The organism is Victivallis sp., from assembly GCF_048170485.1.
Taxonomy (GTDB): domain Bacteria; phylum Verrucomicrobiota; class Lentisphaeria; order Victivallales; family Victivallaceae; genus Victivallis.
On sequence record NZ_DBEXAY010000300.1, the window covers coordinates 1 to 22,659 of the forward strand.

21 protein-coding genes are annotated in these 22,659 nt (G+C 60.0%); 7 read left to right on the forward strand and 14 right to left on the reverse strand.

Going from position 1 to position 22,659, the window contains the following annotated elements; genetic code table 11:
• Window positions 1-125 precede the first annotated feature (125 nt).
• Window positions 126-920, forward strand: coding sequence for a helix-turn-helix domain-containing protein (locus ACMLHG_RS15550; protein ID WP_417171084.1), 795 nt, complete (start codon window positions 126-128; stop codon window positions 918-920).
• A gap of 215 nt (window positions 921-1,135) precedes the next feature.
• On the opposite strand, the gene ACMLHG_RS15555 is transcribed toward ACMLHG_RS15550, so the two are convergent.
• Window positions 1,136-1,414, reverse strand: a complete 279-nt coding sequence (locus tag ACMLHG_RS15555; protein ID WP_295806535.1) for a hypothetical protein — start codon at window positions 1,412-1,414, stop codon at window positions 1,136-1,138.
• A 279-nt stretch (window positions 1,415-1,693) separates the two neighbouring features.
• Between ACMLHG_RS15555 and ACMLHG_RS15560 the strand changes: the two genes are divergently transcribed.
• Window positions 1,694-2,659 (forward strand): hypothetical protein, encoded by a 966-nt coding sequence (locus tag ACMLHG_RS15560; RefSeq protein WP_417171085.1) that lies wholly within the window; start codon window positions 1,694-1,696, stop codon window positions 2,657-2,659.
• 97 nt (window positions 2,660-2,756) lie between these two features.
• Here ACMLHG_RS15560 and ACMLHG_RS15565 read toward each other — a convergent pair whose 3' ends face one another.
• Window positions 2,757-3,770 (reverse strand): YeiH family protein, encoded by a 1,014-nt coding sequence (locus ACMLHG_RS15565; RefSeq protein ID WP_417171086.1) that lies wholly within the window; start codon window positions 3,768-3,770, stop codon window positions 2,757-2,759.
• Window positions 3,771-3,921: 151 nt separating this feature from the next.
• On the opposite strand from ACMLHG_RS15565, the gene ACMLHG_RS15570 reads away from it, so the two are divergent.
• On the forward strand, window positions 3,922-4,824 hold the full coding sequence (locus tag ACMLHG_RS15570) for a LysR family transcriptional regulator (protein WP_295806545.1): 903 nt from the start codon (window positions 3,922-3,924) through the stop codon (window positions 4,822-4,824).
• 89 nt (window positions 4,825-4,913) lie between these two features.
• Here the strand turns inward: ACMLHG_RS15570 and ACMLHG_RS15575 are convergent, their stop codons facing one another.
• From ACMLHG_RS15575 to ACMLHG_RS15600, 6 genes are read right to left on the reverse strand one after another with little or no spacing between them, the layout of a single operon-like run.
• Window positions 4,914-6,491, reverse strand: a complete 1,578-nt coding sequence (locus ACMLHG_RS15575) for a DUF4832 domain-containing protein (RefSeq protein ID WP_417171087.1) — start codon at window positions 6,489-6,491, stop codon at window positions 4,914-4,916.
• Window positions 6,492-6,493: 2 nt separating this feature from the next.
• On the reverse strand, window positions 6,494-7,447 hold the full coding sequence (locus ACMLHG_RS15580; protein ID WP_417171088.1) for a glycoside hydrolase family 130 protein: 954 nt from the start codon (window positions 7,445-7,447) through the stop codon (window positions 6,494-6,496).
• Between the two features lie 16 nt (window positions 7,448-7,463).
• Complete coding sequence (locus ACMLHG_RS15585) at window positions 7,464-8,342, reverse strand: hypothetical protein (protein ID WP_417171089.1); 879 nt, start codon at window positions 8,340-8,342, stop codon at window positions 7,464-7,466.
• A gap of 15 nt (window positions 8,343-8,357) precedes the next feature.
• Window positions 8,358-11,312 (reverse strand): beta-galactosidase, encoded by a 2,955-nt coding sequence (locus ACMLHG_RS15590; protein ID WP_417171090.1) that lies wholly within the window; start codon window positions 11,310-11,312, stop codon window positions 8,358-8,360.
• A 28-nt stretch (window positions 11,313-11,340) separates the two neighbouring features.
• Entirely contained in the window at window positions 11,341-12,105 is a 765-nt protein-coding gene (locus ACMLHG_RS15595; protein ID WP_417171091.1) for a type II secretion system protein, read from the reverse strand.
• Entirely contained in the window at window positions 12,102-13,046 is a 945-nt protein-coding gene (locus ACMLHG_RS15600) for a sugar phosphate isomerase/epimerase family protein (RefSeq protein WP_295806559.1), read from the reverse strand. The genes ACMLHG_RS15595 and ACMLHG_RS15600 overlap by 4 nt, the downstream gene beginning before the upstream one ends.
• 211 nt (window positions 13,047-13,257) lie before the next feature.
• Between ACMLHG_RS15600 and ACMLHG_RS15605 the strand changes: the two genes are divergently transcribed.
• Window positions 13,258-14,724, forward strand: a complete 1,467-nt coding sequence (locus tag ACMLHG_RS15605) for a GntR family transcriptional regulator (RefSeq protein WP_417171092.1) — start codon at window positions 13,258-13,260, stop codon at window positions 14,722-14,724.
• A 129-nt stretch (window positions 14,725-14,853) separates the two neighbouring features.
• Entirely contained in the window at window positions 14,854-15,378 is a 525-nt protein-coding gene (locus tag ACMLHG_RS15610; RefSeq protein ID WP_417171093.1) for an epoxyqueuosine reductase QueH, read from the forward strand.
• Window positions 15,379-15,386: 8 nt separating this feature from the next.
• On the opposite strand, the gene ACMLHG_RS15615 is transcribed toward ACMLHG_RS15610, so the two are convergent.
• From ACMLHG_RS15615 to ACMLHG_RS15630, 4 genes are all read right to left on the reverse strand, one after another.
• Entirely contained in the window at window positions 15,387-16,307 is a 921-nt protein-coding gene (locus ACMLHG_RS15615; RefSeq protein ID WP_295806565.1) for a sulfite exporter TauE/SafE family protein, read from the reverse strand.
• Complete coding sequence (locus ACMLHG_RS15620; RefSeq protein WP_295806567.1) at window positions 16,304-17,089, reverse strand: alpha/beta hydrolase; 786 nt, start codon at window positions 17,087-17,089, stop codon at window positions 16,304-16,306. The genes ACMLHG_RS15615 and ACMLHG_RS15620 overlap by 4 nt, the downstream gene beginning before the upstream one ends.
• Window positions 17,090-17,145: 56 nt before the next feature.
• A complete protein-coding gene (locus ACMLHG_RS15625; protein WP_295806570.1) occupies window positions 17,146-18,015 on the reverse strand; it encodes an alpha/beta hydrolase in 870 nt (289 codons plus the stop codon).
• Window positions 18,016-18,171: 156 nt separating this feature from the next.
• Window positions 18,172-19,497, reverse strand: coding sequence for a hypothetical protein (locus ACMLHG_RS15630; protein WP_295806572.1), 1,326 nt, complete (start codon window positions 19,495-19,497; stop codon window positions 18,172-18,174).
• A 158-nt stretch (window positions 19,498-19,655) separates the two neighbouring features.
• On the opposite strand from ACMLHG_RS15630, the gene ACMLHG_RS15635 reads away from it, so the two are divergent.
• Both ACMLHG_RS15635 and ACMLHG_RS15640 read left to right on the forward strand, forming a co-directional pair.
• The gene (locus tag ACMLHG_RS15635) at window positions 19,656-20,102 is read left to right on the forward strand and encodes a protease inhibitor I42 family protein (protein ID WP_294434983.1); all 447 of its coding nucleotides are present in this window, start codon (window positions 19,656-19,658) and stop codon (window positions 20,100-20,102) included.
• Window positions 20,103-20,171: 69 nt separating this feature from the next.
• Window positions 20,172-21,527: an SGNH/GDSL hydrolase family protein gene (locus tag ACMLHG_RS15640; RefSeq protein WP_295806575.1), complete on the forward strand. Its 1,356-nt coding sequence runs from the start codon at window positions 20,172-20,174 to the stop codon at window positions 21,525-21,527.
• Window positions 21,528-21,553: 26 nt separating this feature from the next.
• Here the strand turns inward: ACMLHG_RS15640 and ispF are convergent, their stop codons facing one another.
• Window positions 21,554-22,027, reverse strand: a complete 474-nt coding sequence (gene ispF / locus ACMLHG_RS15645) for a 2-C-methyl-D-erythritol 2,4-cyclodiphosphate synthase (RefSeq protein WP_366943104.1) — start codon at window positions 22,025-22,027, stop codon at window positions 21,554-21,556.
• Complete coding sequence (locus ACMLHG_RS15650) at window positions 22,027-22,572, reverse strand: hypothetical protein (protein ID WP_295806580.1); 546 nt, start codon at window positions 22,570-22,572, stop codon at window positions 22,027-22,029. Before ACMLHG_RS15650 ends, ispF begins: the two co-directional genes overlap by 1 nt.
• Between the last annotated feature and the right edge of the window lie 87 nt (window positions 22,573-22,659).

The following is a 22,659-nucleotide window of genomic DNA, read 5'->3' on the forward strand; positions in this document are numbered from 1 at the left end:
GGGAGGCTTGTAAAGCAGAAAATCCGGATTACATTTTCGTAAATGCGGCAATGGACGGAAGGACAATGGAAAACTTCAGTTTGCATCTGGATTCTGCACCTCGGGAAACGAAATTGTTTCCACCGGTGAGTTGTGTTGTATACGACCGGCAGAACCTGCAGACTTCGTTGCCGTTGCATCGAACCAGCATCAACTTCGGAGTTGTACTCGCCTCCCGGACGGGACGGACCGGTTACCGGATTGGAGATCAGGAGTATGAAGCGGAGGTTCCCGCTTTTGTCTTCACCTGTCCCGGGCCGGAGTATTGCGCCGTCAATTCCGGACCGGTGGAAAAGTTTTATTTCTCATACTCTTCCGAATACCGGGATTTTTTCCTGGAGTTCACCTCCCGCCCGGAATGTGTTCTGATACCATTTCGCCGGGATTTCAACCTCACGGAGATTCTGAACGAGATTTTTCATCTGGCCGCCATGATCCGGCATCCGGGGAGCACTGACAGACTGGATTTCTGCTGCATGCATCTTGTGCAGGAAATGGCTTTGAATCTCCGGGACCGGAAACGTCAGGAATCCCCGTATGCGTCCGAGATCTATCGGATTGCCTCGTATCTGGACCTCCACTTTGCCGAGCAGCCAGATGTGGAGGCGTTGGCGCGGGAGCACGGGATGTCCTACCGGAATTTTCTCCGTTACTGGAAAAAACAGTTCCTTGTTCCGCCCGGCGTCTACCTGCGAAGAAAACAGCTGGACGAAGCGTGTCGACTGCTGGAAGATACGGATTTGAAGATTTATGAAATTGCAGCGCGGGCTGGTTTTGTCGATCCCTATTACTTCATACGGGCCTTCCGCAAAGAAAAGCGCCTGACCCCCGGGGCATATCGGGCGATGCAGCGAAAGAAAATACAGTTCTCTGCACAATAAATGCGGTTTCCGTGCGTTGCGGATTCGGGAATTTCAACAGCAGGTGGTCCAATATAGTTTCTCTCACAAGGTCGTTTCACGTTGTGGCGAATGAGTTCCAGATAACGTCCGACAATTGCGCTCATCTTGCGAGAAAACACGGAGAAACATGAGACAGCCGGAATTTTGTTCCATGGCATACGGTAGAAGGAAACTGCCGGTTCCGCGGCGTGGAATTACAGCTGTACCTTGATGAGCGGTACGGTCAGGTGCAGAGGTGTGGTATCCCCCTCCCAGATGTCGGAGAAGCGTTTCAGCAGCAATTTGCCGATGGTTTCGAAATCCTGCTTCCAGGAAAAGTCGACTCCGTTGGAGGGATAACAGATCAGCTGATAGACGTCCGTGTGAAGATTCGCCCTTTTGACCGCTTGATGAAAGTCCGGTTTGAACAGCGGATTGGCGATGATGCAGTCATAGTCCGCTGCAACGATTTCGTCGATTCTGGGGAAGTACACTTCCGGCGGTTCCTGGTTGATCTCCAGCGAACCCTGCGGACACTCCGCTAGAAACGCGTCGCGAATTACCCGGTTGGCAAGCGGACAGGTGGAGAAAAGCAGAATCCGGCGGTTTCCGGCCAGGGCAAGATGCCGCGCTGTCGGCTCCCTGCTGTGCGGAAATCTACACCCCGGAGGGGACGCTGTGCCGGACTCTGGATTTGCCGGCCGGTTTCGCCCGTCTGCCGGTGCCGTGCGCGGGGATGGCGATTCTCAAAAGAAAAGCATGAGGAGGATGCCGTGGAGCGTTCAAAGCGGAGGGTTGGAGAACGGAGGGGAGGGGGCTGGAGCGCCTCCTTCTCCGGCGTGCTGTTTGCCGGAACGGTTCTAAGTGGCTGCACCTCTCCGGATGAAGAGCTGCTGCGCCAGTACCGGAGTTACTATCACCAACTGCCGGAAGAACATCCGGCCCGGTTTGCCGTCAACCAGACGGCGGAAAAACCGCCTTCGGTTTCGTATCGTCTCCGATTCGGTGTTTATGATGACCGGGATCCGGATTCCGTCCGGGAGCAGATCCGGGCCGAAATCGCCCGAATCGAAGAGGGCATTCGCTGGACCGGGGAACGAAGAGAGATCGAACTGACGATCGGCGGCCCGCCGGTCGTCTTTTCCGGAGAGTATCCGCTGGGAGGCACCGCTCATGAATCGGAGAACTCCATCTGGAGCATCCGCTGTGACAGGGAGACGATCACCGTAACCGGGGATTTCCCCGATGCGGAGTGCCGGCCGAATGACGAGCAGCTCTATCGGGGAGATGCGCTGGAGATGTTTTTCTGCACGAACTACGAGGCGAAACTTTACCGGGAGATCATCGTCAATCCCAACGGAACGATCTTCACCGCTCTCCACGTCAACGACCGTTTCGGGAGTTTTCAGTGTGTTGTTCCGAACGGAAAGGAGAAGTACGGCATCGCGGTGCAGACGGAAAAACGGGACAACGGCTTCCGCCTTGAAACATCGATTCCATGGCGGGCGCTCCCGGAATACACCCGCGGCAATCCGCCCCGGGCGGGGGAAGTACTTTACTTCATGCTGGTCAGGACAAACAGCGATCAGGCCGGGGAGCCGTCTCGTATGACGACTCCGGTTCCCCTGCTTTACAGTCCGCACAACCTCTTTGGCTATATCAAAGCGGTATTGAAGAGCGAAGGCGTGGGGAAAACTGTTTTGCCACGCCCGGCCGGCGGCGGGGAGAAAAAACGCTGAGTTCCGCCGGGCGGCCGGGGGGAGGAGCCGGCCACCTGCACAGGGCATGCCCCGCGCTCTCCGGTAAGGACGGAGGGCCGGGCGTGCTTTCTTTGCTTCAGCGGACGATGCCGAAATGAATGGCCGCGCACCAGATTCCGGCGAGGATGATCCAGAGCACCACCCCGTGGATGACCGGCCGGAGCCCCAGCTCGCGCAGTTTCGCCCGGTTCAGATTCGCTCCGATGAGAAAGAGCGTGAGAATCATCAGGCAGGTCGAAAACTCTTTCAGGAACCGTCCCGCCTCCGCCGTCGCCGGAACCCACGTCACCAGGGCAGAGGCAATCAGAAAGCCCGGGATGAACCACGGCACCCGGAACTGAATCTTCCGCTTCTCTCCCGGGGCGGTGTCCGCGACGAACATCGAGAGAAACAGGGTCACCGGAATGATCCAGAGCGCCCGCGCCAGCTTCACCGTCGTCCCCACCTCCAGCGCCTCCTGACCGTAGCTCATCGCCGCACCCACGACCGAGCTGGTGTCGTGGATTCCGAGCGCCGACCAGCAGCCGAACTGATACTGGCTCATCCCGAGAGCGTGGCCGACCGCCGGAAACACCAGCAGTGCCACCGCGTTGAGCGTGAACACCACCGCCGACGCAATGGCGATGTCGTGCGCCTTCGCCTTCAATACCGGTGTCGCCGCCGCAATGGCGCTGCCGCCGCAGATCGAGGTGCCGACGCTGATGAGGTAGAGGGTATGCTTCGGCAGGCCGAGTTTTTTGCCGAGCCACACGCCGAGTCCGAGGCCGAGTGCGATTCCGGCACAGGTGTAGACGATGCCCTGTGCGCCGGCCCGCAGAACCTGATTGAGGTTCATGCCGAATCCCATCCCGACGATCGCCGCGCCGAGCAGCGGCGAGGTCAGCCGGGTGGTGATTGCCTCAAAGGGGTTCCCCCACGCCACGGAGAAGATGACGCCGCAGATGACCGCGATGCCCGGCGCATGATTCCGGAGCGGCGGGCAGAAGAGCGGCAGTAGAAGGAACGCGGCGGCAAGCGCCAGAAACACTCCCTGCCGGAGCCGGTTCAGCTTCTCGGCGGGATCCTGCGGAACGATAATTTCAGCTTCCATAAAAAAACATCTCCTTGGTTTGGGGTGATGCCCTCTAATATAGAGGTTTCTTTGCAAAATAAAAATAATTGATGATTATAGTTTGATAAATAAAATTAATCGATTATAGTAAGACGGAGCAGACCAGAGATACGGAGGGGAGGCGTGGAACGTGATTGACCGGAAACTGGAAATCTTTCGAATGGCGGCGATGGTGGGGAACTTCACGGAAGCGGCTTCGGCGCTGGGAATGAGTCAGCCCAACGTGACCCATCAGCTCGCCCGTCTGGAGGAGGAGCTTGGGGTGCAGCTGTTTCTGCGGGACGGGCGGAACGTGCGGCTGACCGCGGCGGGGAGGGAGCTTTCCGCCCGGTGCGGGGAGCTTTTCGCGGAATCGGAGAAAATTCAGCGGGCGGTACAATGTGCGGCGGCGAAGCGGAACTACCATGCCATCGGCGGAACCATGACCGCGGGGGGCTATCTTCTGCCCGGACTGGTGGCCGCCTATATGAACTCCCATGCCGGGTACCGTCTCGGGCTGCAGATCGGCAATACGCGGGAGATCAGTGAGCAGCTGATCTCCCGCAAACTGGATCTTGCGCTGGTCGAGGGGCCGTTCGAGCCGAACTCCTTTCTGGCGGAGGAGTACTGCTGCGATGAACTCGTTCCTGTTTTCGCTCCGGGGGAATGTCCGCCGGAGTTTTCGCTGGTGGAGTATATCAGCGAAGGGAAGCGGCTGATTCTGCGGGAGGCCGGTTCCGGCACGCGGTACTATTTCGACCGGTTTCTCCGGGAGTGCGGCGGGGGGCGGCCGGGAGTGCTGGAGCTGCTCGAAGTGAACAGCTTCGACGCGTTGAAACTTCTGGTGCGGGCAAGGATGGGCATCACGGTGATTTCGCGTCTGGCGGTTCGCGACGAACTGGCTTCCGGCGTTCTCGAGTGCGGGCGGTTTGTCGAGGGGCGGATGATCCGGAAGCTGAATTTCCTCTACCTGCCGGGGGCCGATCTCGATTTCGTCGGGAATTTCATCCGCTTCTGCCGCCGGCAGCCGGTCCCCGGGGAGGACCCGGCGTAATGGATCCTTGGATTCCGCAAGCCGTTCGAACCGCCGCTTCTCTTTTGCAGGATCCACCATGACGCCGGGAACTCTCGAAGAAAGAACGTTTATTCTCCCCGGAGAGCTTCTGCATCGGCGTGAACCGTGATCTCCATATCCAGCCAGTTGACGCCGTCACGGAACGTCAGAAAATTGGCGCAGCGGATCGCGAAATCCGGATTGTTCGCCAGAGTTTCGGATGCGTCCGGCAGGGCGAATCCCGCCTGATAGACTCCCGGGAGCGTGTCCGGCGGCAGTGTGGCGGAGAGATTCAGCACCTGCTCGGTGCTGTTGCCGTACCAGCGCCGGATATCGGTTTGGAAACGAAACGAATGGCAGCAGGCACCGCATTTCAGCACCAGCAGGACCGGCCGGGCGTTGACCGGAGCGGAAAAGCCCCGGTTGACCAGACGGATCTCCGCCTCCAGTTTGCCGCCCGGGCGGACGCTCTCCGGAAGCCGGGCGGAGCGGAGCTCCAGACGGTACCCCAGATGATCCCGGATGAATTCAAAGTGACTGCGCGGAACGAACCTGCCCGCGGCATCGAAAAAGTACCCGTCTGAAACCGGAATCCGGTTGTCATGGAGGAACATGGGATCGACCGGAACCGATTTCCACCAGTCGATCGGATAAAAATCCTGCTCGAACAACGAATGGCCGTGCACCATGCTGAAGGTGTCGTAATGCCAGCGGTGAAAATTCAGCAGGGCTTCGTGCGGCAGAGCCACTCCCGCCAGGTCGCGCCATTGCAGTTCGCCATCCATCGGGAGATAGCGGCTCTCCCCGTCGAGATAGCGGAACTCCTCCTCGAGGGAGAGGTTGTCCATGCCGAACGTCCCTCCATGGTTGTTGTTCCCCATGAAGTAGTCGTTGAAGTGGCCGATTCTCGCCCGGGCGGTTCCGGAAAACGCTTCGGATTCCGAAAGCGGAGCGTTGCCGAACAGCGCCCGTTTCAGCCGGGGGTATCGGAGCATGGTGTTCCGCCCCTCCGGCAGGGCTTCCAGAACGGCGGCGAGAAGTTCCCGGCAGAAACCGGCATCCTCCTCCAGATGATGGAAACTGTGATGAAATTCGCCGAACCGCCCGACGAAGCCGCATTGCAGAACATAGATCACATCCTGATAGCGGCGAAGCAGCGGCCGCAGCTGGGCGATGTGGTTCAGTACGGTCTCCGCGGAAGGGCCGGCGGGCGTCGGATACAGCTCGTAGGCAAAGCGCAATAGCGCCTTGGCGCCGGATTCGCGCAGTTTCCGGAAGAAGCTCTCGATGTCATCCAGTTTCTGCTGAGAAAGCGGCCGCCCGTCGCAGTAGTTCATCAGAAAACAGTAACTCTGCATGACGGTCACGCCGTCGTAGGTGAAATAATCCAGCTCGTCCTGCCATTGCGCGTGGGAGAATTCGACCGCGTCCAGACGGTTTCCACGCATCAGGCGCGGGCAGCCGGTCAGCTCCTCGTTCTGACACGACGGTTTGAGAGCGCGCCCGTCGAGCTTGTTCTGCTTGCTGTGGCAGGAGCAGGTGCCGGCGGTCTCGCCGGGAATGGTGCTGAAATAGATCTCCGTGCGGAATCCCCGTTCCGGATTCCTCAGACCTGTTCTGCCGTGCGGATCATCCGGACGGATGCCGCGGAACTCTTTCGCCCTCATCCTCACTCTCCTTTCAGACACATTTCCACGATCTCGTCGACATTCCCTGTCGCGAGGCCGATGGAGGTATCCGACGCTCCGTAGTAGATGCGTAATTCGCGGCTTGCCGGGTCGACGACACAGCCGGTGGTGAACACCACGTTCGGAATCACGCCGTTGAGTTCGTATTCCGTCTCCGGGGCGAGCAGATAACTTTTCATCACGCCCAGAACCTTTTCCGGCTGTTCCAGATCGAGCAGGCACGCTCCGATGCAGTAGCGGAACCCGGAGAACGTGTCGAGCACGCCGTGGTAGATTTCCAGCCATCCTTTGTCCGTTCTGACCGGCGGAGTCGGTCCGATTTTGGTCGAGGCCCACCGGGTGCAGCCGCGTCGGAGAACCACCCGGTTTTCTCCCCAGTGGATCAGGTCCGGCGATCGGGAAAGCCAGATGTTCGCGAAGGCTTTCGCCATGGGGGCGCCGTGGGAGTAGGGGCGGTCGAGCCGGACATATTTACCGCCGATTTTTTCCGGGAAGAGACACGGAACGCGGTTGGAGGGCAGGGAGATGATGTCGATCGGCTCGAATGTCCGGAAATCCTCCGTCCGGTACAGCAGCGCCGCCGGGCCGAGGTCCGCGCCGTTGCCGGGGCGGATGATGTAATAGCAGTTCTCCTCGGCGAAGAAGGTGACGCGGCAGTCGATCGGCCAGCCGTCATAGCCCTGGAATGCGGAATTCTCAAAGGTGAAGCAGGGCTCCTGTTGAATTTCGAAATGGAGGCCGTCCGCACTTTCCGCAATATGACAGCAGGGGCGGCTCGCCCCCATCGGCAGAACGGAGAGAATCAGAATCGTCCGTCCATCCGGCGTCATCACCTGGCCGGGATTGAAGATCTGTTCCACGCGGTAGTAGGGGAAATCGGCGGGATCGAACAAGGGATTTCCTTCGTAACGGGTCAAGATGGATTTTGATTTCATCGACATACTTCCTTTGCTATTTTTCTGCAGGTTTCCGGACCAGCGTCAGCCCTTTGATTTCGATGGTTGCCTGCGTGGTCTTCAAGGTGAGGATCAGACGGCCGCGGCCGAGAAAACGGTTCACATCGTCCGGCGTCCGGAAGGGGATCCGGTAAAGCTGGTACTCGTCGTTCTCCAGCTTGAACTCCCGGGTGAGATACCAGTGTTTGCGCCCGGAGGCCCAGCCGTCCACTCGAACATGCATCTGCAACCCGGCCGGACCCTTGCACCAGAAGGAGAGTTCATAGTTTCGGTCCGGCTGCAGCGGAATGTCACGGGAGGTCAATGGCATCCCGTCGGCGGCGAGCAGCGTGTAACGGACGGCCCGTCCTCCCAGGATGGAATCCCTGTCGGCAACGGATTCCACCTTCGCGCCGTTCTCCCGGCGAAGGTAATAAAATTGAGAGGCGAGAGACTGGGTATCGATGCGTTGCAGCTCCGCGTCGGACATCACCTGAAACTTGAGTCCGGAGAGTTTCAGGCTGTCGCGCGAGAAGAGTTTGAATGAAAGTTTCGCCGCGGCGGGCGCATAAAAGTAGACCCGATACTGTTCCGAGCCCGGAGCGACGGCGTACCGGTTGAAGAGATTGCAGGCGTTGTCCTGGAATCCTCTCAGATCGAACATCAGCTCGGCTTGTTTCTCCGATGTGACATGGAATTCCAGCAGATAGTGCTTCCCCGCCTCCACGGGTGCCTCCCATTTCAGCGCGGCATAGTTGGTTTTGCTGTTGTCAAACGAATACACGCCGTCGGAGAGCTTTACGTTGTAGCTGGGCACGATACCGGGAATATCGGCGAAAAGCGCGGCTCCGGAAAACAGTAGAACGGCAGAGAATGCGAGGTTGGCTGGATTCATGATTCTGGTCTCCTTTCATTGTCCGATCAGTTCAAAACGGGTTCGATATTCGTTCGGGCGGTGTTTCCCCGAGAGGGAACTCTCCCCGATGAATGCGGTGGAGGTTGCGTCGTCGGTTTTGCATTCGAAGCCGAGGTACGTGCCGTTCACCTTCCGGCGGATGTTCACGGTGAAGGCGTATCCGCCCGGAAGAATTTCCATCTTGACATCGCACTCTTCCGGGCGGATGTTGTGCATGACGTGGAGGGTTTCGCGGTCGCGGGGCGTGAGAAAGAGGCGGAACACCTGCGGCGTATAGCGCGCCGTGTGCCGGAGCGGAAGGTGCAGGGGATCGAGGTCGAAAAACAGTTCCACACAGTCGGTCCGCCAGAGGTCGCGTTTGCCGCGCGTTCCCGCCGGGGTGGCGTCTCTAACCTCCACCCGGACTTGGATGGAATCTTTCAGAATCTCCACTTTGCCGCAGGTATTGCCGTAACGGAACGGTTCACCGCTGCGGAATTTCCGGTTCTCTTCCAGCTGGAAGGGCAGGACGAAGTTCCGCCGGTTGGCGTAGAGCCGCAGGGCGGGAGGATCCTGTTCCGCCGGCGCTTTCACGATCGGGAACTCCATCCGGAGCGACCCGCGGGGCGGAATCCGGTAGGGAAGCGCTCCGGTTGACCGCATGCCGCCGCCGCGCACCGCGGCGAGGCCGTGTTCTTCGGAACCGCCTTCGTTGTAGAGGGTGACGAAGACCCGGTCATCGGTCCGGCGGCCGACCTCGCAGACGGAAACCGGCTGGAGTGAACGGACCGGCGTCGTCTTCAGATGGTTCAGAAATTCCGCTTCGCTGAGCCGCCCGCGGCGGAGATAGTACTGCGCCCCGGTGACCGGAAGCTCGCCGGATTCGACGGGATTGCCGAAGAGATCCATCACCTCCAGACCGCGGAAATTCATCCGGATGTTTCGACGGTCGAGGTAGTTCCATACGGCGGCGATGAGTTCGCCCTCCCTGTCGCGGTAGACGTAGAGGATCACGCCGGAATCGCGCTTGAATTTTGCAACCGGCTTCGCCCGTTCGAAGAGCCGGGCAAGCGCGTTGAACATGACGTAGTTCTCCGACGGAATCAGCTTGCAGGCCCGGCTGGCGCTGTTCATCATATGGGGAATGTGCAGATTTTTCCAGAGCTGGTAGTTGACGGCGTAGACGCTCTGTTTCACCCCTTCGCCGAGGTCGAGCAGGAAGCGCGCGGCGCCCTGGTGCGGCTGGAATTCGCTGATCTTGACATCGTTGCCGTTGGGTTCGCGGACGTTGGAGTGAAGATAGAAGAGTTCGGTGTTCCAGAGCGGAATGTCCCGCCGGCCGAATTTGGCGAACTCCTCGCGCATCTCCTCGATGGCCCGGTCCGCCGGCTGAATGGAGTGCAGACCGATCGAGGCGTAGGGGTGGAAACTTACTACGTCGCAGAAGTTGAGCCCGCCGAGCTCATTGCAGGCGCGGATCCACGGCCCGTGGTCGGACTGGAAGTCGGTCGAGAGACAGTAACCGACCACCAGCGCCGCAGGATCAGCCTTTTTGATCGCCTGATACGCCGTTTTCAGAATCGGAATGTAGTAATCCGGATGGAGTGAAAAACACGGTTCGTTGATGATCTCATACGCCGGAATTCGCCCCTTGTAACGCTCGACGGTGGTGCGGGTGAAGCGTTTCCAGCGGTCGAGCGGATAGAGCCAGGAGCGCTGTTCGCCCTGACGCTGAAGGGAGGTGCACTTTTCCACCCGCTTCGAAAGCCGGTAGAGCCACTCCGGCAGACGGGGAATCATCCAGTCGAGATAGGGATTCATATCGTCGTTCCGGCCCCAGATCGGAACCATCTGCATCTGATATTTTTCATAGGTCCTCAGTGCTCGGTCGAATTCGGTGAAGTCGAACTTGCCGTCCTCGGGCTCCATGTACGCCCATGCCGCGACCTTGTGATCGCGCAGAAACCGGGCGCCGGCGCGGGCGAGAAGCGCGTATTCCGCCTCGTAGTCTCCGGTGAGGCGATAGCCGCCGGGCTGTTCGTAAGGAGGAAACTTGAAAACGGAATTGTAACAGAAAGCGAGTACGAAATCCTTCCGCAGGTCGATCTTCTCCCGGCCCGGCACATAGCGGCCGATGACGGCGTAGAAGCCGGGGAAGGTCGAGACATTTTTCCCCGAGACGACGAGCCGCACGGCGCCGAATCGGTCGTTCGGTTCGCAGAACGGGAACTCCCGGCGTTCCTGCGGGTTCAGCGTGACAGGAAACTCCTTCCGGAACAGCACCTTCTTTGTGTATTCATCGCACCCGGTCACCGTCAGAAGATCCGAAACCTGTTTCCCGCTCCGGTTGAACACCTTGAGCGTGATTTTCGTCTCGGGGACCAGCTCTTTTTCGTACAGATTGCTTTCGGCGTCGGCAATTGCTTCCAGCGCGGTGTCCGGCGTGGCGGAGCCGGGCTCCTCCAGCCGGAGATCGTCCAGCTGGAGTTCCGTTGCGTTCTGTGCCGCCGGGACTTGCAGTCGCAGATGGTACCAGCCGCCGCGGTTCTCCGGGATGACGGTGGAATACTCCTTCCATTCCGGTGTGATGGAAAAGTAGTGGTTGTGACTGATCCAGCCGGTTGTCGTATCCACCTGAAGCAGCGAAGCGGAAAGTTTGAGCGGCTGGTCGGCCTTTGCCCGGAAGGTGAGGCGGTACCGTCTTTTCGAATCGAGCCGGAACTCCCGGAAAATCAGGGTCTTCTCTTCGCGATGCGGATTGGAGAGCACCAGGTGCCTGCCATGCTCATCGGGGGCGAGTTTGAGCGGGACCATTTTCAACTCCGGATTGGTGTCGGGCCGGAGTTTGCCGTTGAGGACGATTCCCGCATCGTCCAGTTCGAAGGAGCCGTTGAACAGCAGGTTTTCCGCCTGCGCGGCACCGATGGCTCCCGCAACGGCAAGGAGGGAAAGGCAATGTCGCAATGTCATGGGTCAGATCTCCGGAGGAGGTGGAAAATTATTTGAAATCGGCCTGCCAGCCGCCTTTCGCGGTGATATAACTCGGATCCTTGACCGAGCCGGCCCGGCGGGTGATGACGCTGCCGTTCGCCAGCAGGAACGGTGCGTTGCCCCGGTGGACGAAAACCTGATCGACCGCTTTCACAAAGGGGGTGGTCAGGCAGGTATGGGTGGTCCGGTTGAGGCAGTAGACATCGTTGCTGGAGGCGACCTCCGGGTTGCCGTTGTCCAGGATGGCGCCCGGGCCGCATTTGCGGTTGGTCAAAAGATAGAAGTTGGACTTCATCCGGATCAGCTTGCAGCTGTCGGTGTAGTTGTGTGTCGACCCCTGATGGGCGGCGGCGCACCAGTGGGAGTCCTGTGTACCGTAGGTGCAGATTGGATTGTACGAGCCGAAGAATTTTCTGCCTTCCGCCGGAGGAACCGGTTCAAAGGAGGGGCAGAACCACACCCCTTTCTGGGAATCGTCCGACAGGCCGGTTCCCATGTAGGTCGCCACTCTGCCGCGAATGAGACGCGCCTGCGAGGAGGGGCCGTCCGGCGGGGGCAGGTAATCGCGGAAGTCTCCGGAGTAGGAGACGATCGCAGTCCCGATCTGTTTGATGTTGCTGACGCAGAGCGTTTCCCGGCCCCGCTCCCGCGCCTGGTTCAAGGCCGGCAGCAGCATCGCGGCCAGAATGGCGATGATCGCAATCGTAATCAAGAGTTCGATCAGCGTAAAAATTCTCCGGATTCCCCGACTTCGATGCGGAATGATGCTCATGCCTCTTTCTCTCCTCTCTGGTGTTGCACAGCGTTTTTTTCATATTGCCGCAGTAAAAAGGTCAGATACGACGAAGCGAATACCAGTTCCTTCTCCAGCGAGAGACGGCGCATTTCCGGAACATCCCGGGCGGCGGCGCACCTCCGCCCGGTCAGCTCCATCATCAGCGGCCCCCGGTAACCGGTCTCCAGAAGCGCCGGAATCACTCCGTGCCAGTCGATGTATCCCAGCCCCGCCCCCTGATGGTCGTCGCGCAGCCCGAAGTTGTCGTGCAGATGGGTGGTGAAGAGCCGTTTGCCAATCCGGCGGATCAGGGCGGGCAGCGTCTGCGGTTCCCCTGTTTCGAGCAGGCGGCGCACCCCTTCCGGACGGGCGTTGGTCTGGCCGAGCAGACAGTGGCCGGTATCCACATTGATTCCGACATCCGGCAGATCCAGACGCTCGACCACCTGGATCACCAGGTCGGCATCCGGAAGCGTCGCATTGTCCGGCCCCGGGTAGTAGCAGGTCTCCACCGCCAGCCGCACGCCGTTGCGCCGGGTGAGTTCCGCGACGCGTCCGATCACCTCCACATCCCGGGCGAGTTCCACATAGGGGCGAAGGTTCGGCAGGTGACAGACCATGACCGGACAGCCGAGCGCGGCGCACACCTCCGCCTCGTGCTTCTGAATCTCCAGATAGGAGTCCAGCGTGTCGCCCACGTTGAAGTGTTCGGAGTGGATGCTCCAGGTGTCGAAGCCGTACTCTCTGGCGCGCTGCCCGATCGCTTCCGCTTCGCGCGGCGTGATCCGGGTCACGTGGGAGAACTCCAGTGCGCCGATCCAGTCCGAGTAGGCGGTGTAGTCCGCCAGCAGTCGCTCGTATGCGGCGAAGGTGTACGGCTCTTCGTCGCCGGCGGAGTTGGTGAGAATGGTGTTGCATCCGATTCGACTTTTCATCATTTTCTCCAGATAGAGTTTTGGCTGTCTTCCCTTTCCCGATAGTATAGTATAAATCCCGGAACGGAACAACAGTTTCGACGGGAAAATCGAAAAAACCTTTCGTAAAGTATATTTTTTTATACTTTTCTTCGGAAGGCGGGCAACGAATGGCATCATTCCGATTGACAGCGGGAGTCGGGGGCGTTATATTTCCGAAAACGGGAAATGGCGCATGAAAAATCCGCAATCCTTCGTCCCCCGTCACCGGGCGATCTACGAAATCCTGCGCGGGAGAATCCGTTCCCGCTACTGGAAGTACGGCGAGGCGCTGCCGACGCGGGAGGCGTTGTGCCGGGAGTTCGCGGTCTCCGCCATCACGATCCGGACTGCGTTGCGCAATCTGCAACAGGAGGGCTACATCCGGTCGGTGCGGGGGCGCGGAAGTTTCGCCTGCTGGAAAAAGGAGCAGGAATACTATCTTTCCGCCATTTCTTCCTCAGGCCGGAAACTGGAGATCACCCATCTGCTTTTCGCGCCGAAGCCGACCGATTCCTACCTCATGAACATGCTTGCGGATGCTTTTATGGAGAAGAATCCGCAAATTTCGGTGAAATTCACCGAACTCCGGCCGCGCGGAATGGAGGACCCGTGGCTGCAGCTGATCGCCTCCGGCGAATTGCCGCAGTGCGGGGAGTTTTTCTGGCATGCGGCCTACGCGGAGCAGGACGCGCTCTACCCGCTGGAGGAACTGCCCGATTTTGAAGAGCTCAAACAGGAGCTGCACCCCGGCGCGGTCTATCCGACGCGGAACGGCTCCGGAGAGTCGCACATCCACGCGCTCTATCTCTTTTTCGGCGTGCCGCTCTTCATGATTTTCAATGTGGATCATCTGGAACACGCGGGGGGGCGTGTGCCGTACAAACCGCTCTCGTGGCCGCAGATTTTCCGCATCAGCCGGGCGATGGCGGAGCGGAAGCGTTCCGGCGCCGCTTTTGCGGCCGCAATTGCCGCTCCCTATTCCTATCACGGCGTGAAACCCTTCATCGAACTTCTGGGGCAGGATCTGTTTCAACGCGGCGTGCCGCTGACGGATCTCAACTCGTTTGCCGGACTCTTCCAGACCGGAGGCGCACTGGCGGGGCTGGAACTGCTCGAAAAGATTCTGCCGCGCGGACGAACGCTCCTGCGCAAGTGCGATGAACATTTCGCACTCGGCGAGGTGGGATTTCTGCCGTTCGCCTCCAGCTGGTGTCTGAATCTGCTGGAGATGATGAATCAGGAGCAGCGCTATTTCATCTCGCCGATTCCGCCGGTGGGGGAACACCGGAAATACCGTTCGTTTCACTCCGGATTCAGCGTCGGAATCTTCCGCAACGGCATCGCTTCGAGCGAGCAGCTGCAGGTGACCTGGGAGTGGATTCGATTCCTCTTTCATCGCCGTTCCCAGTATCTGCTTTCGCAGGATTTCCGACTTCCGGTCCGCCGCGGTGTCGAATCCTATCTGCAGAGGGAGAATCCGCTGCTATACGCCATGGCGCACAACATGCTGCGGAACTCCGTTCCACAGCCGGACTTCTCCGGCATGCGCCGGGCTTTCGCCTGTGCGGGGCGGAAAATCACATCGTTCCTGCACGGAGAGTTCTCTCCGGAGGAGTGCCTGAAGGCCATCCGCGAAGATCTGAATCATCTGCCGCGATGAGATGATGAACGGGGCGATTTTGCCAGTTTTCCCCGGTTCCGGCGGAAAATGGATTTGACCACCATCGTCCGGAGGTGTATGTTTTACCGGCGACGTGGAACGGTTCCCCGTCGCATGTCGGGAAAGATCATGGAGACGAAACTTCTGCTGCACGTCTGCTGCGCCCCCTGCACAGCCGGATGCGTCGAACGGCTGCTCGAAGCGGGGCGGCAGGTCACGCTTTACTACTCGAATTCGAACATCGCCACCGCCGACGAGTTCGAACGGCGCCTGGAATCGGTGCGTGCGCTGGCCGGAATCTTCGACCTGCCGCTGGAGATCGACCGCTACGATCACCCGTCGTGGCTGGGGTGTGCCGGCTGTCTCGCCGCCGAGCCGGAACGCGGTGCCCGCTGTCCAGTCTGTTTCAACTTCTCGCTCGAGCGGACCGCCCGCCGCGCGGCGGCGCTCGGCGCGAATTTCGCCACCACGCTCACGGTCAGTCCGCACAAATCGAGCCGGGTGATCTTCGAGGTCGGCTCCCGCTGGAACCACTTCGAACCGCACGACTTCAAGAAGAAGAACGGTTTCCTCCGGAGCCGGGAACTCGCCCGCAAATACGGCTTCTACCTGCAGAATTTCTGCGGGTGCGAATTCTCCCGGCGGGAGGATTGATACCGTCGTTACCGCACGATCTTGCGCGGATGCTTCCGCGTGTAGAGGGTGAAGAGCGCGAGGTAAACCATCAGCAGAACCGCGATGGCGATCATGAGGATCCTGCTCTGCGCCTGCAGGCCGAAAATGCTGCACAGCGTGCTGGTGAGCAGTGCGACGGCGACCACCGCGAAGCTCTTGTGGATGTGCTGGGCATACCCGTTGTCGTAGACAATCCGGTGGAGCCGGGCGCCGAGCGGAAATCCGACGATGCCGCCGACAGCGATCAGCATGGCGGCGCCGAACATCTGCCAGTTGAATCCGCCTGCGCTCAAGAGATAGGTGACGCCGCCGGTGACGGTGGTCACCAGCACCAGCAGCCGGACGATCCGGCTGGTGTAGTACTCCGGCACCTGGAAGCCGGAGGTCAGCAGCGGCCGGATCAGCAGGCCGCCCCCCACGCCGAGCAGGGAACTGATCAGCCCGGTAACGAGACCGGTGGCGAAGGCGATCCGGCTCCGGAGCGGGGTGACAGGCGGCATCGTGTCGTTGTAACAGCGGGTCCGGCTGCACAGCGTCTGCACCGCGATGAAGGTGATGAGCCCGATCAACATCCATTGCAGCGGAGCGGGGCCGCAAAGGTCGAAGAGGCGGCGGTTGATCGATTTGCCGCAGAGCGAGGTCAGCAGGGCGCCGACGCCGACCGGAATGGCGAGGGAGCGCCCCGGTTCTCCCGGTTTCCAGCCGATCTCCGGCGCCTGCCGCATCACGGTGAGCAGAGTGGAGGGGACCATCTGGAGCAGGCCGATGCCGACCGCGTCAAGCGGTTCGAAGCCGAGAATCAGCAGCACCGGCACGACGATCCAGCCGCACCCGACGCCCCAGTAGCCGCCGGAGAGCATGCCGACGAAGCCGAGCAGAGGGCCGACACCGAAAAGAAGAGTGTTCATTGCCGCTCCGCGAGAATTTTCTCCAGGAACCGTTCCAGCAGGAAGTTGCAGCTGGCGAAAGCCCCGGAGTGATCGTGGCCGGGCAGGGCGTAGTGTTCGACATGGCGGTGCCCGAGCGCCCGCAGTGTTGCGGCGAAGAAGGCGTTCTCTTCCGGACGCCCGGCGATATCCAGCCCCGGCGCTCCGGTCACCAGCACGATCGGCGGCAGATCGGCGGAGGCGTGCGCAAGCGGGGCGTAATCGTCGATCACCGGCGTGAATTGATTGCCCGGGTATCCGAGATCAATTTTAAGCTGGTAATGGGTGGTCATCTGCCCGCTCACCAGCATCAATCCCGCAAGTTCCCGGCGAGGATCGAGGCCGTACGGGGCGAGAAAGCGCGGGTTCATCCCGACGATGGCCGCCAGATACGCTCCGGCTGAAATGCCGCCGATGAAGAGCCGTCTGCGGTCGCCTCCCCAGGAATCGATTCCGGAGATGATGCGGGCGAGAGCGGCGGCGGCATCTTCAATCGCTCCCGTCGCCGGTGTCGCCGGCGAGAGCCGGTAACGGACTTCGACGACGATATTTTTCCCGTTGTAAAGCGCGGGCAGACAGTCCTGAGCTCCGTCGCCGGTGAGGCCGCCGCCGTGGAACCAGACAGTGACCGGGGCAGGGGAGGGGCACTCCCGGGGAATCGTGAGATAGCAGGTCTGGAAGTCGTTGCCCGGCTCTCCGTAATGAAGGATTTCCGTTTCTCGGTAACAGGCGGAATTGGGAACAACTGCGGGGGGAATGATCATTTTTCTCTCCTTGAGAAACCGCCCCCGTTCCCTCCGAACGGAACGGGGGGACTGGGTTATTTTGCCACGTTTTCTTTTTTCAGATAGTTCACCAGCAGCGGCATTGCCGGTTCCGTCATATTGTGGCCGTATCCCTGCAGTTCATAGAGGGTGACCGGGTGTTTGTTCAGTTTGAGCATCCGCATCAGGTAGGCGTTCTCCTCGTAACGGCCGACCATCTCCAGCTCACGGTCGCCGGTGATCAGCAGGATCGGCGGCAGATTGGGCGTCCGCACGAAATAGAGCGGCGCAAGTTCGTCGACCACCGGTTGGAGGATGGAAATGTTCCGCTCCCGACGGGCGGTGAAATGGGTGATGGTGTGGCCGCTGAGCGGCATGAGTCCGGCGAGGTCGGCGGGAGAAAGCCCATAGGGGGCGAGGTATTTCGGCGCCATGCCGACCATCAATGTGAGGTACCCGCCCGCGGAGTGGCCGGTAAGATAGATTTTTTTCGGATCGCCGCCGAAGGAGGCGATGTTGCGGTACACCCAGGCGACCGCCGCCGCGGCGTCTTCGATGCAGTCGGTTACCTTGACGCCGGCGTTGGGGGCGTCCTTTGCTGTTTTTCCGCCGGGGGCGAGGCGGTAGTTGACGGCGGCGATGGCGAAGCCGTGGTTCTTCAGCTGAGACGGAATGTGCTTGCTTCCGGCGGTGAGGCCGCCGCCGTGGAACCAGATCACCGTGGCGAATCCTCTGCTGTCGGCCGGGTAATAGAGGTCGAGCGTGCAGCGGTCACGGCGGTAGGAATCCGCCTTGGCATTCGCCGCGAGATAGGGAATGTCACGCTTGAGTTCGTAAACGGTCTTTTCTGCGGCTGCCGTTCCGGCAAACGGAAGGGCGAGCAGTGCGGCAAGCGCCGCGGCGAAAAACAAGATTCGGTGAAACATATGCGGACCTTTCCTGGTTCAGCCGTCGATCACTGCGCCGATGGCTTTTGTATACTGTATACAATAAAATATAAAAGTCAAATGATGTTAGAGTTATATTTCGAAAAAAATGCCGCATCCCCGGGGGATGCGGCCAGGAGAAACGCATGAAACAGATTATCTGCCGCGCGGCGTCATGGCGCAGAGCATCTGGGTGATTCCCCAGGCGTCCTGGAGAGACATGACCTTCTTCTCGTGACCGGGCCCCCAGCTGTCGGTGTAGATCACGTCGCCGGTACGGGTGTTGTAGCCGTTGATGATCCGCATGTGGGGCTGGATCTGGTTCGTCTTGTTGTCCGCCTGATGGGGAAGGGTGATGGTGACCCAGCAGAGCGGAACCCCGGCATCGATGTTATCTCGAATCTCTTCGGAGAATTCGCGGTAGGCGCTCTTGTCCTCGCACCGCATTTCGGTGTAGATTTTGGGATCCATGGCGCTGAGCAGGGCGTCGACGTTCAGATATTTCGTCCGCCCCCGGACCGTCACGAAATTTTTGAGTTTCAATTCGCGGGCGTCGCTCTTGCGGGCACGGGAGTTGTAATCTTTCGTCAGGCGCGTGAAGGTGTTCCAGCGCAGCTCCTTGGTCGCCATTTCGCAGGTGATGAGCGGTTTGACCCGGACGCCGAGCCGGCTTTTGGCGTCGTCGAGCGCTTCGAGCGCCGCCTGCATGCTGGTGCCCCGCTTCGCGTCGCTCTTGGCGATCTGGGCGATGACATGCTGATCGACGGTGCTGCCGTAGTACCGGAGCATTCGTTCGGCGGTGGCGGCGACGCAGTACCCTTTCTGCCCCTGATCGACCATCGGCACGAAGAGATAGCGCGAACCGTCGGGATCGTTGATGATTTTACTGGTGAGCTCCTCGGTGGTGGTGGTGCTTTTCAAGCTGTCGCGGAGGTTGCGGGGGGCGGTGCCGGGGCGGTAGGCGTCCAGCGCGATGTATTCGGCGGTCCGGTTGTCGGTGGTGCTCCAGCGGAGGATGAGATCGAATTTGTTGTTTTTCCAGATGCGGGAGTAGACTTTTGCTCCGGCGAGGAAGGCGCTCTGCTGGGAAGGAACCGGAACATTGGTAAGTTTGCTGAACTTCTGGATCAGGGAACGCAGTTTCTGCCGGAAGTCGGAGATTTCAATCTTCCCGGCATCGCCGCGGTTGTAGATGGAGATGGTGTACTTGCTGATTTTTCCGTTCGGCGCGATTTCGACGGTGAGCTCCTGAACCGGTTCGCCGAAGAGGGTCAGCGGGCTGTTTTTGACAGGGATGCCGCGAAGACGCTTTTTGCTGGAGTCGAGAAACTGGAGGTTCTGCGGGAACTCCTTGAGCAGGGCGTCGCCGGTGAGCTGCCAGGCGTCTCTGCCCTTTTCGAGCAGTTGATCCAGTTCTGCGGCGGCGGAGGCGGTGAAGGCGAACACGGTCAGAATGGCAAATGCGAGCATGCGGTAGATCATCTGGCTGACTTCTCCCTGTTTGGTTGGCCTGAAAAAGAATATAATATTGCATCGGATTTTTTCAACCGAATTTTCCGGAAACTTTTGACGCAGGGAGAAAAACGGGCTATATTATCCGAGACTTGTATCGATCGATCCCGTCAGGAAAGGAGCCGGAAATGAGAAGTCGCCTGTTCGGCTGGGCCGGATTAGCCGTCGTGTGTCTGGGAATGCTTGCCGGTTGCGAAACCGGTCCGGAAGCGGTTGTGCTGCCTCCGCCCGCGGTGACGCTTACCGCCGCCGATGTCAATCGAACCACTCCGCTGCGCCTCGGGCAGTACGCGAAGATCACCCTCAAAGAGAATCCCTCCACCGGATATACCTGGATGTTCCGGGTGACCGACAACGGCGAGAAGGGAAACCGGAAAGACGGTGCAATACGTCTTGCCGGAGAACGGTTTCTGCCGCCGGCGGAACAGCAGCCGGGAACTCCCGGCGTCCGGGAGCTCATGGTGCACGCCGCACAGCCCGGCCATGCGGCGCTGATCGGCGAATGCCGCCGCAGCTGGGAGCGCCGGGCGGAGCCGGTGATGACAATTCGATATGATTTTACGGTGAAGCCTTGAGGAGCGGCCGGATGAGTTCCGGCTAAAGAGAATACGCTGTGACAGATTCCGGCGGAAAAGGAGGAGATCATGAAGTTCCTGAAGCAATTTTCGGCGGTGCTCCTGCTGGGGCTTTCTTTGTGTGTGGCCGCAGACAGGGGGCCGGTTGCTCCGTTCCAGGCAAATGAAAAAATCGCCTTCTTCGGAGACAGCATTACTCACGGCGGGATTTATCTTTATGAACTTCAGCTCTTTGAAGCGCTCCGCCATCCCTATGCTCCGGTTCGGATTCTGAATTCCGGCATCTCCGGCGGCTCTGCCTGGAGCGGGCTGCAGCGGATTGATTTCGATCTGCTCGAGCGCAATCCGGACCGGGTGTTCGTCATGTTCGGCATGAACGACGTTGGCCGCGGCAACTACCTCCCGGGCACGCCGGACGAGAAGACGCTTGCCGCCCGTTCCCGTTCGCTTGACTCCTACCGCCGCAATTTGGCCGCCGTGGTGGACCGGCTGACGCAGGCGGGGAAGAAGGTCGTGCTGATTACGCCGTCGCCGTATGACCAGTATGGAACGTTCAAGAGCAGCAGTTTCACCCCCTGCAATGAACCGGGCCTCTTCGATTGCGCGAAGATTGTCCGCGAGATCGCGGCGGAAAGAAAATTGCCGGTGGTCGAGTTCCACCCGGTGATGACGGAACTGCTGAAAAAATATCCGGAGATGCAGCTCTGCGGCCGTGACCGCATTCATCCCGGCCGTCGCGGGCATCTGCTGATGGCGTCGCTGTTGCTGGAGGCGCTTGGCGAGACGCCGGAGGTCGGTTCCATTCTGATCGACGCGAAGGCGAAGAAGGCGGCAGGGGCGAAGGTGGAGAATCTCGCTTTCGGTGAGGAGGGCGGTTCGTTTTGCTACTTCCCGAGAGCACTGCCCTGGCCGGTGGACGGCGACTATCTGGCGGTGGACAAAATCCGCCCGCTGACCTCCCGGTTGAATCAGGAGATGCTCCGGGTGACCGGGCTGACGCCGGGCCGTTACACGCTTTCCGCGGATGGCCGGGAACTCGGCTCTTTCCGCGGGGAGGAGCTGGAGAAGGGAGTCAATCTCGCCCTGCTCGACACCCCCTCTGCACGGCGGGCGAAACGCGCGGCGCAGATTGCCGGCCAGTACCGTGCCGTGGATCAGAAACTGCGCAACATCGTCCATGGAAACATCCTTGTACAGCGGCAGAAGGGATCGATTGAAAACCCGGAAGAGGCAGTGGCGACGCTGGAGAAATGGCTGGAGGCGTCGAAGTCGAATCCCGCCTGGAAGTATTACTGCAGCGTCGTCCGGAGTTACAAGGAGAACCGGCCGAAGGAAGAGGCGCTGAAGGCGGAAGCGGCGAAGCTCTACCGCGAACTCTACCGGGCCGCCCGGCCGGAACCCTATGTCATCAAAATCTCCCGGTGAACCTCCGGCGGGACGTTGCGCGATATTCAGCGGTTTTCCAGCAGGACCACACAGGTGGCGGAGATTCCCTCTTCGCGTCCTTCGAAGCCAAGCGCTTCGGTGGTGGTCGCCTTGACGGAGATCCGGTCGAGCGGGAGATCCAGCACAGAAGCAAGATTGCTGCGCATTTCTAGCCGGTGGGGCATCAGTTTCGGTTTCTGGGCGACGATGGTGAGGTCGCAGTTGACCAGTTGCCAGTTTTGAACCTCCGGCAGTTGCATGAGCCGGGCCAGCAGTTTGAGGCTGTCGGCGTTCCGGTAGGCGGGATCGGTGTCGGGGAAGAACTGGCCGATGTCGCCGAGGGCGAGAGCTCCGGCGATCGCGTCCATCAGCGCGTGAACGGCGACGTCGGCGTCGCTGTGTCCGAGAAGTCCGGTCGGGTGCGGAATGTGCACGCCGCAGAGGATCAGTTCCCGGCCCGGAACCAGCCGGTGAACATCGTATCCGTGTCCGATTCGAATCATTTGTGAGCCTTTCTCCATGGAGTGGATGCCAGACGGATCATGGCATCGGCGTAGAAGAACAACGTATAAAACGGCGCGGCCTCGAAGAACGCCCGGTCGAAGCGGAAAAAGAAGAGAATGCCCGTCGTCGCGAGCAGTCCGGCTTCAGCGAAACTCAGCCCGCGGGAGAGGGGCGTGCCGCTCCCCTCGAAGGCGCGCCGGAACCCGGAGACGGCGGAGTTGAGCGCCCATACTCCCGCCCCCCAGCTGGCCAGGTAGTCGCCGCGCACCTGAAAGGCGATGGTGACGGCCGCGATGATGACCGCGCCGGCTCCAAGCCAGTACCAGCGGGTGCGGCGCGGATTCTCCCATCCGGCGGCGAAAAGAGCCGCACCCGCAAGGAGAAAGATCAGCCAGAGTGCCCAGGGGAGTATCCGGGAGGCGGTGACGGGGCGCACCAGCAGGAGCGTTCCGACCGCGAGGGCGGCGGCAATTTGAATCCCCGCAACGGCGGGTGTGCTGCCGGTGAGCAGGCCGACGGCGGTTTTCAGAATTTTTTTCACGTGGAATTCGAGTTTCGTCCGCAATCCGGATTGTTTTTGTTTTAAAGATATAGTATATTTTCAAATTATCAAGTGTCGGAGGAATTT

Coding starts and splice junctions, on each gene's coding strand:
- ACMLHG_RS15565 (WP_417171086.1), bottom strand. CDS start 3,770: ATGGAAGCTGAAATTATCGTTCCGCAGGATCCCGCCGAGAAGCTGAAC.
- ACMLHG_RS15575 (WP_417171087.1), bottom strand. CDS start 6,491: ATGAGGGCGAAAGAGTTCCGCGGCATCCGTCCGGATGATCCGCACGGC.
- ACMLHG_RS15580 (WP_417171088.1), bottom strand. CDS start 7,447: ATGAAATCAAAATCCATCTTGACCCGTTACGAAGGAAATCCCTTGTTC.
- ACMLHG_RS15585 (WP_417171089.1), bottom strand. CDS start 8,342: ATGAATCCAGCCAACCTCGCATTCTCTGCCGTTCTACTGTTTTCCGGA.
- ACMLHG_RS15590 (WP_417171090.1), bottom strand. CDS start 11,312: ATGACATTGCGACATTGCCTTTCCCTCCTTGCCGTTGCGGGAGCCATC.
- ACMLHG_RS15595 (WP_417171091.1), bottom strand. CDS start 12,105: ATGAGCATCATTCCGCATCGAAGTCGGGGAATCCGGAGAATTTTTACG.
- ACMLHG_RS15600 (WP_295806559.1), bottom strand. CDS start 13,046: ATGATGAAAAGTCGAATCGGATGCAACACCATTCTCACCAACTCCGCC.
- ACMLHG_RS15605 (WP_417171092.1), top strand. CDS start 13,258: ATGAAAAATCCGCAATCCTTCGTCCCCCGTCACCGGGCGATCTACGAA.
- ACMLHG_RS15610 (WP_417171093.1), top strand. CDS start 14,854: ATGGAGACGAAACTTCTGCTGCACGTCTGCTGCGCCCCCTGCACAGCC.
- ACMLHG_RS15615 (WP_295806565.1), bottom strand. CDS start 16,307: ATGAACACTCTTCTTTTCGGTGTCGGCCCTCTGCTCGGCTTCGTCGGC.
- ACMLHG_RS15620 (WP_295806567.1), bottom strand. CDS start 17,089: ATGATCATTCCCCCCGCAGTTGTTCCCAATTCCGCCTGTTACCGAGAA.
- ACMLHG_RS15625 (WP_295806570.1), bottom strand. CDS start 18,015: ATGTTTCACCGAATCTTGTTTTTCGCCGCGGCGCTTGCCGCACTGCTC.
- ACMLHG_RS15630 (WP_295806572.1), bottom strand. CDS start 19,497: ATGATCTACCGCATGCTCGCATTTGCCATTCTGACCGTGTTCGCCTTC.
- ACMLHG_RS15635 (WP_294434983.1), top strand. CDS start 19,656: ATGAGAAGTCGCCTGTTCGGCTGGGCCGGATTAGCCGTCGTGTGTCTG.
- ACMLHG_RS15640 (WP_295806575.1), top strand. CDS start 20,172: ATGAAGTTCCTGAAGCAATTTTCGGCGGTGCTCCTGCTGGGGCTTTCT.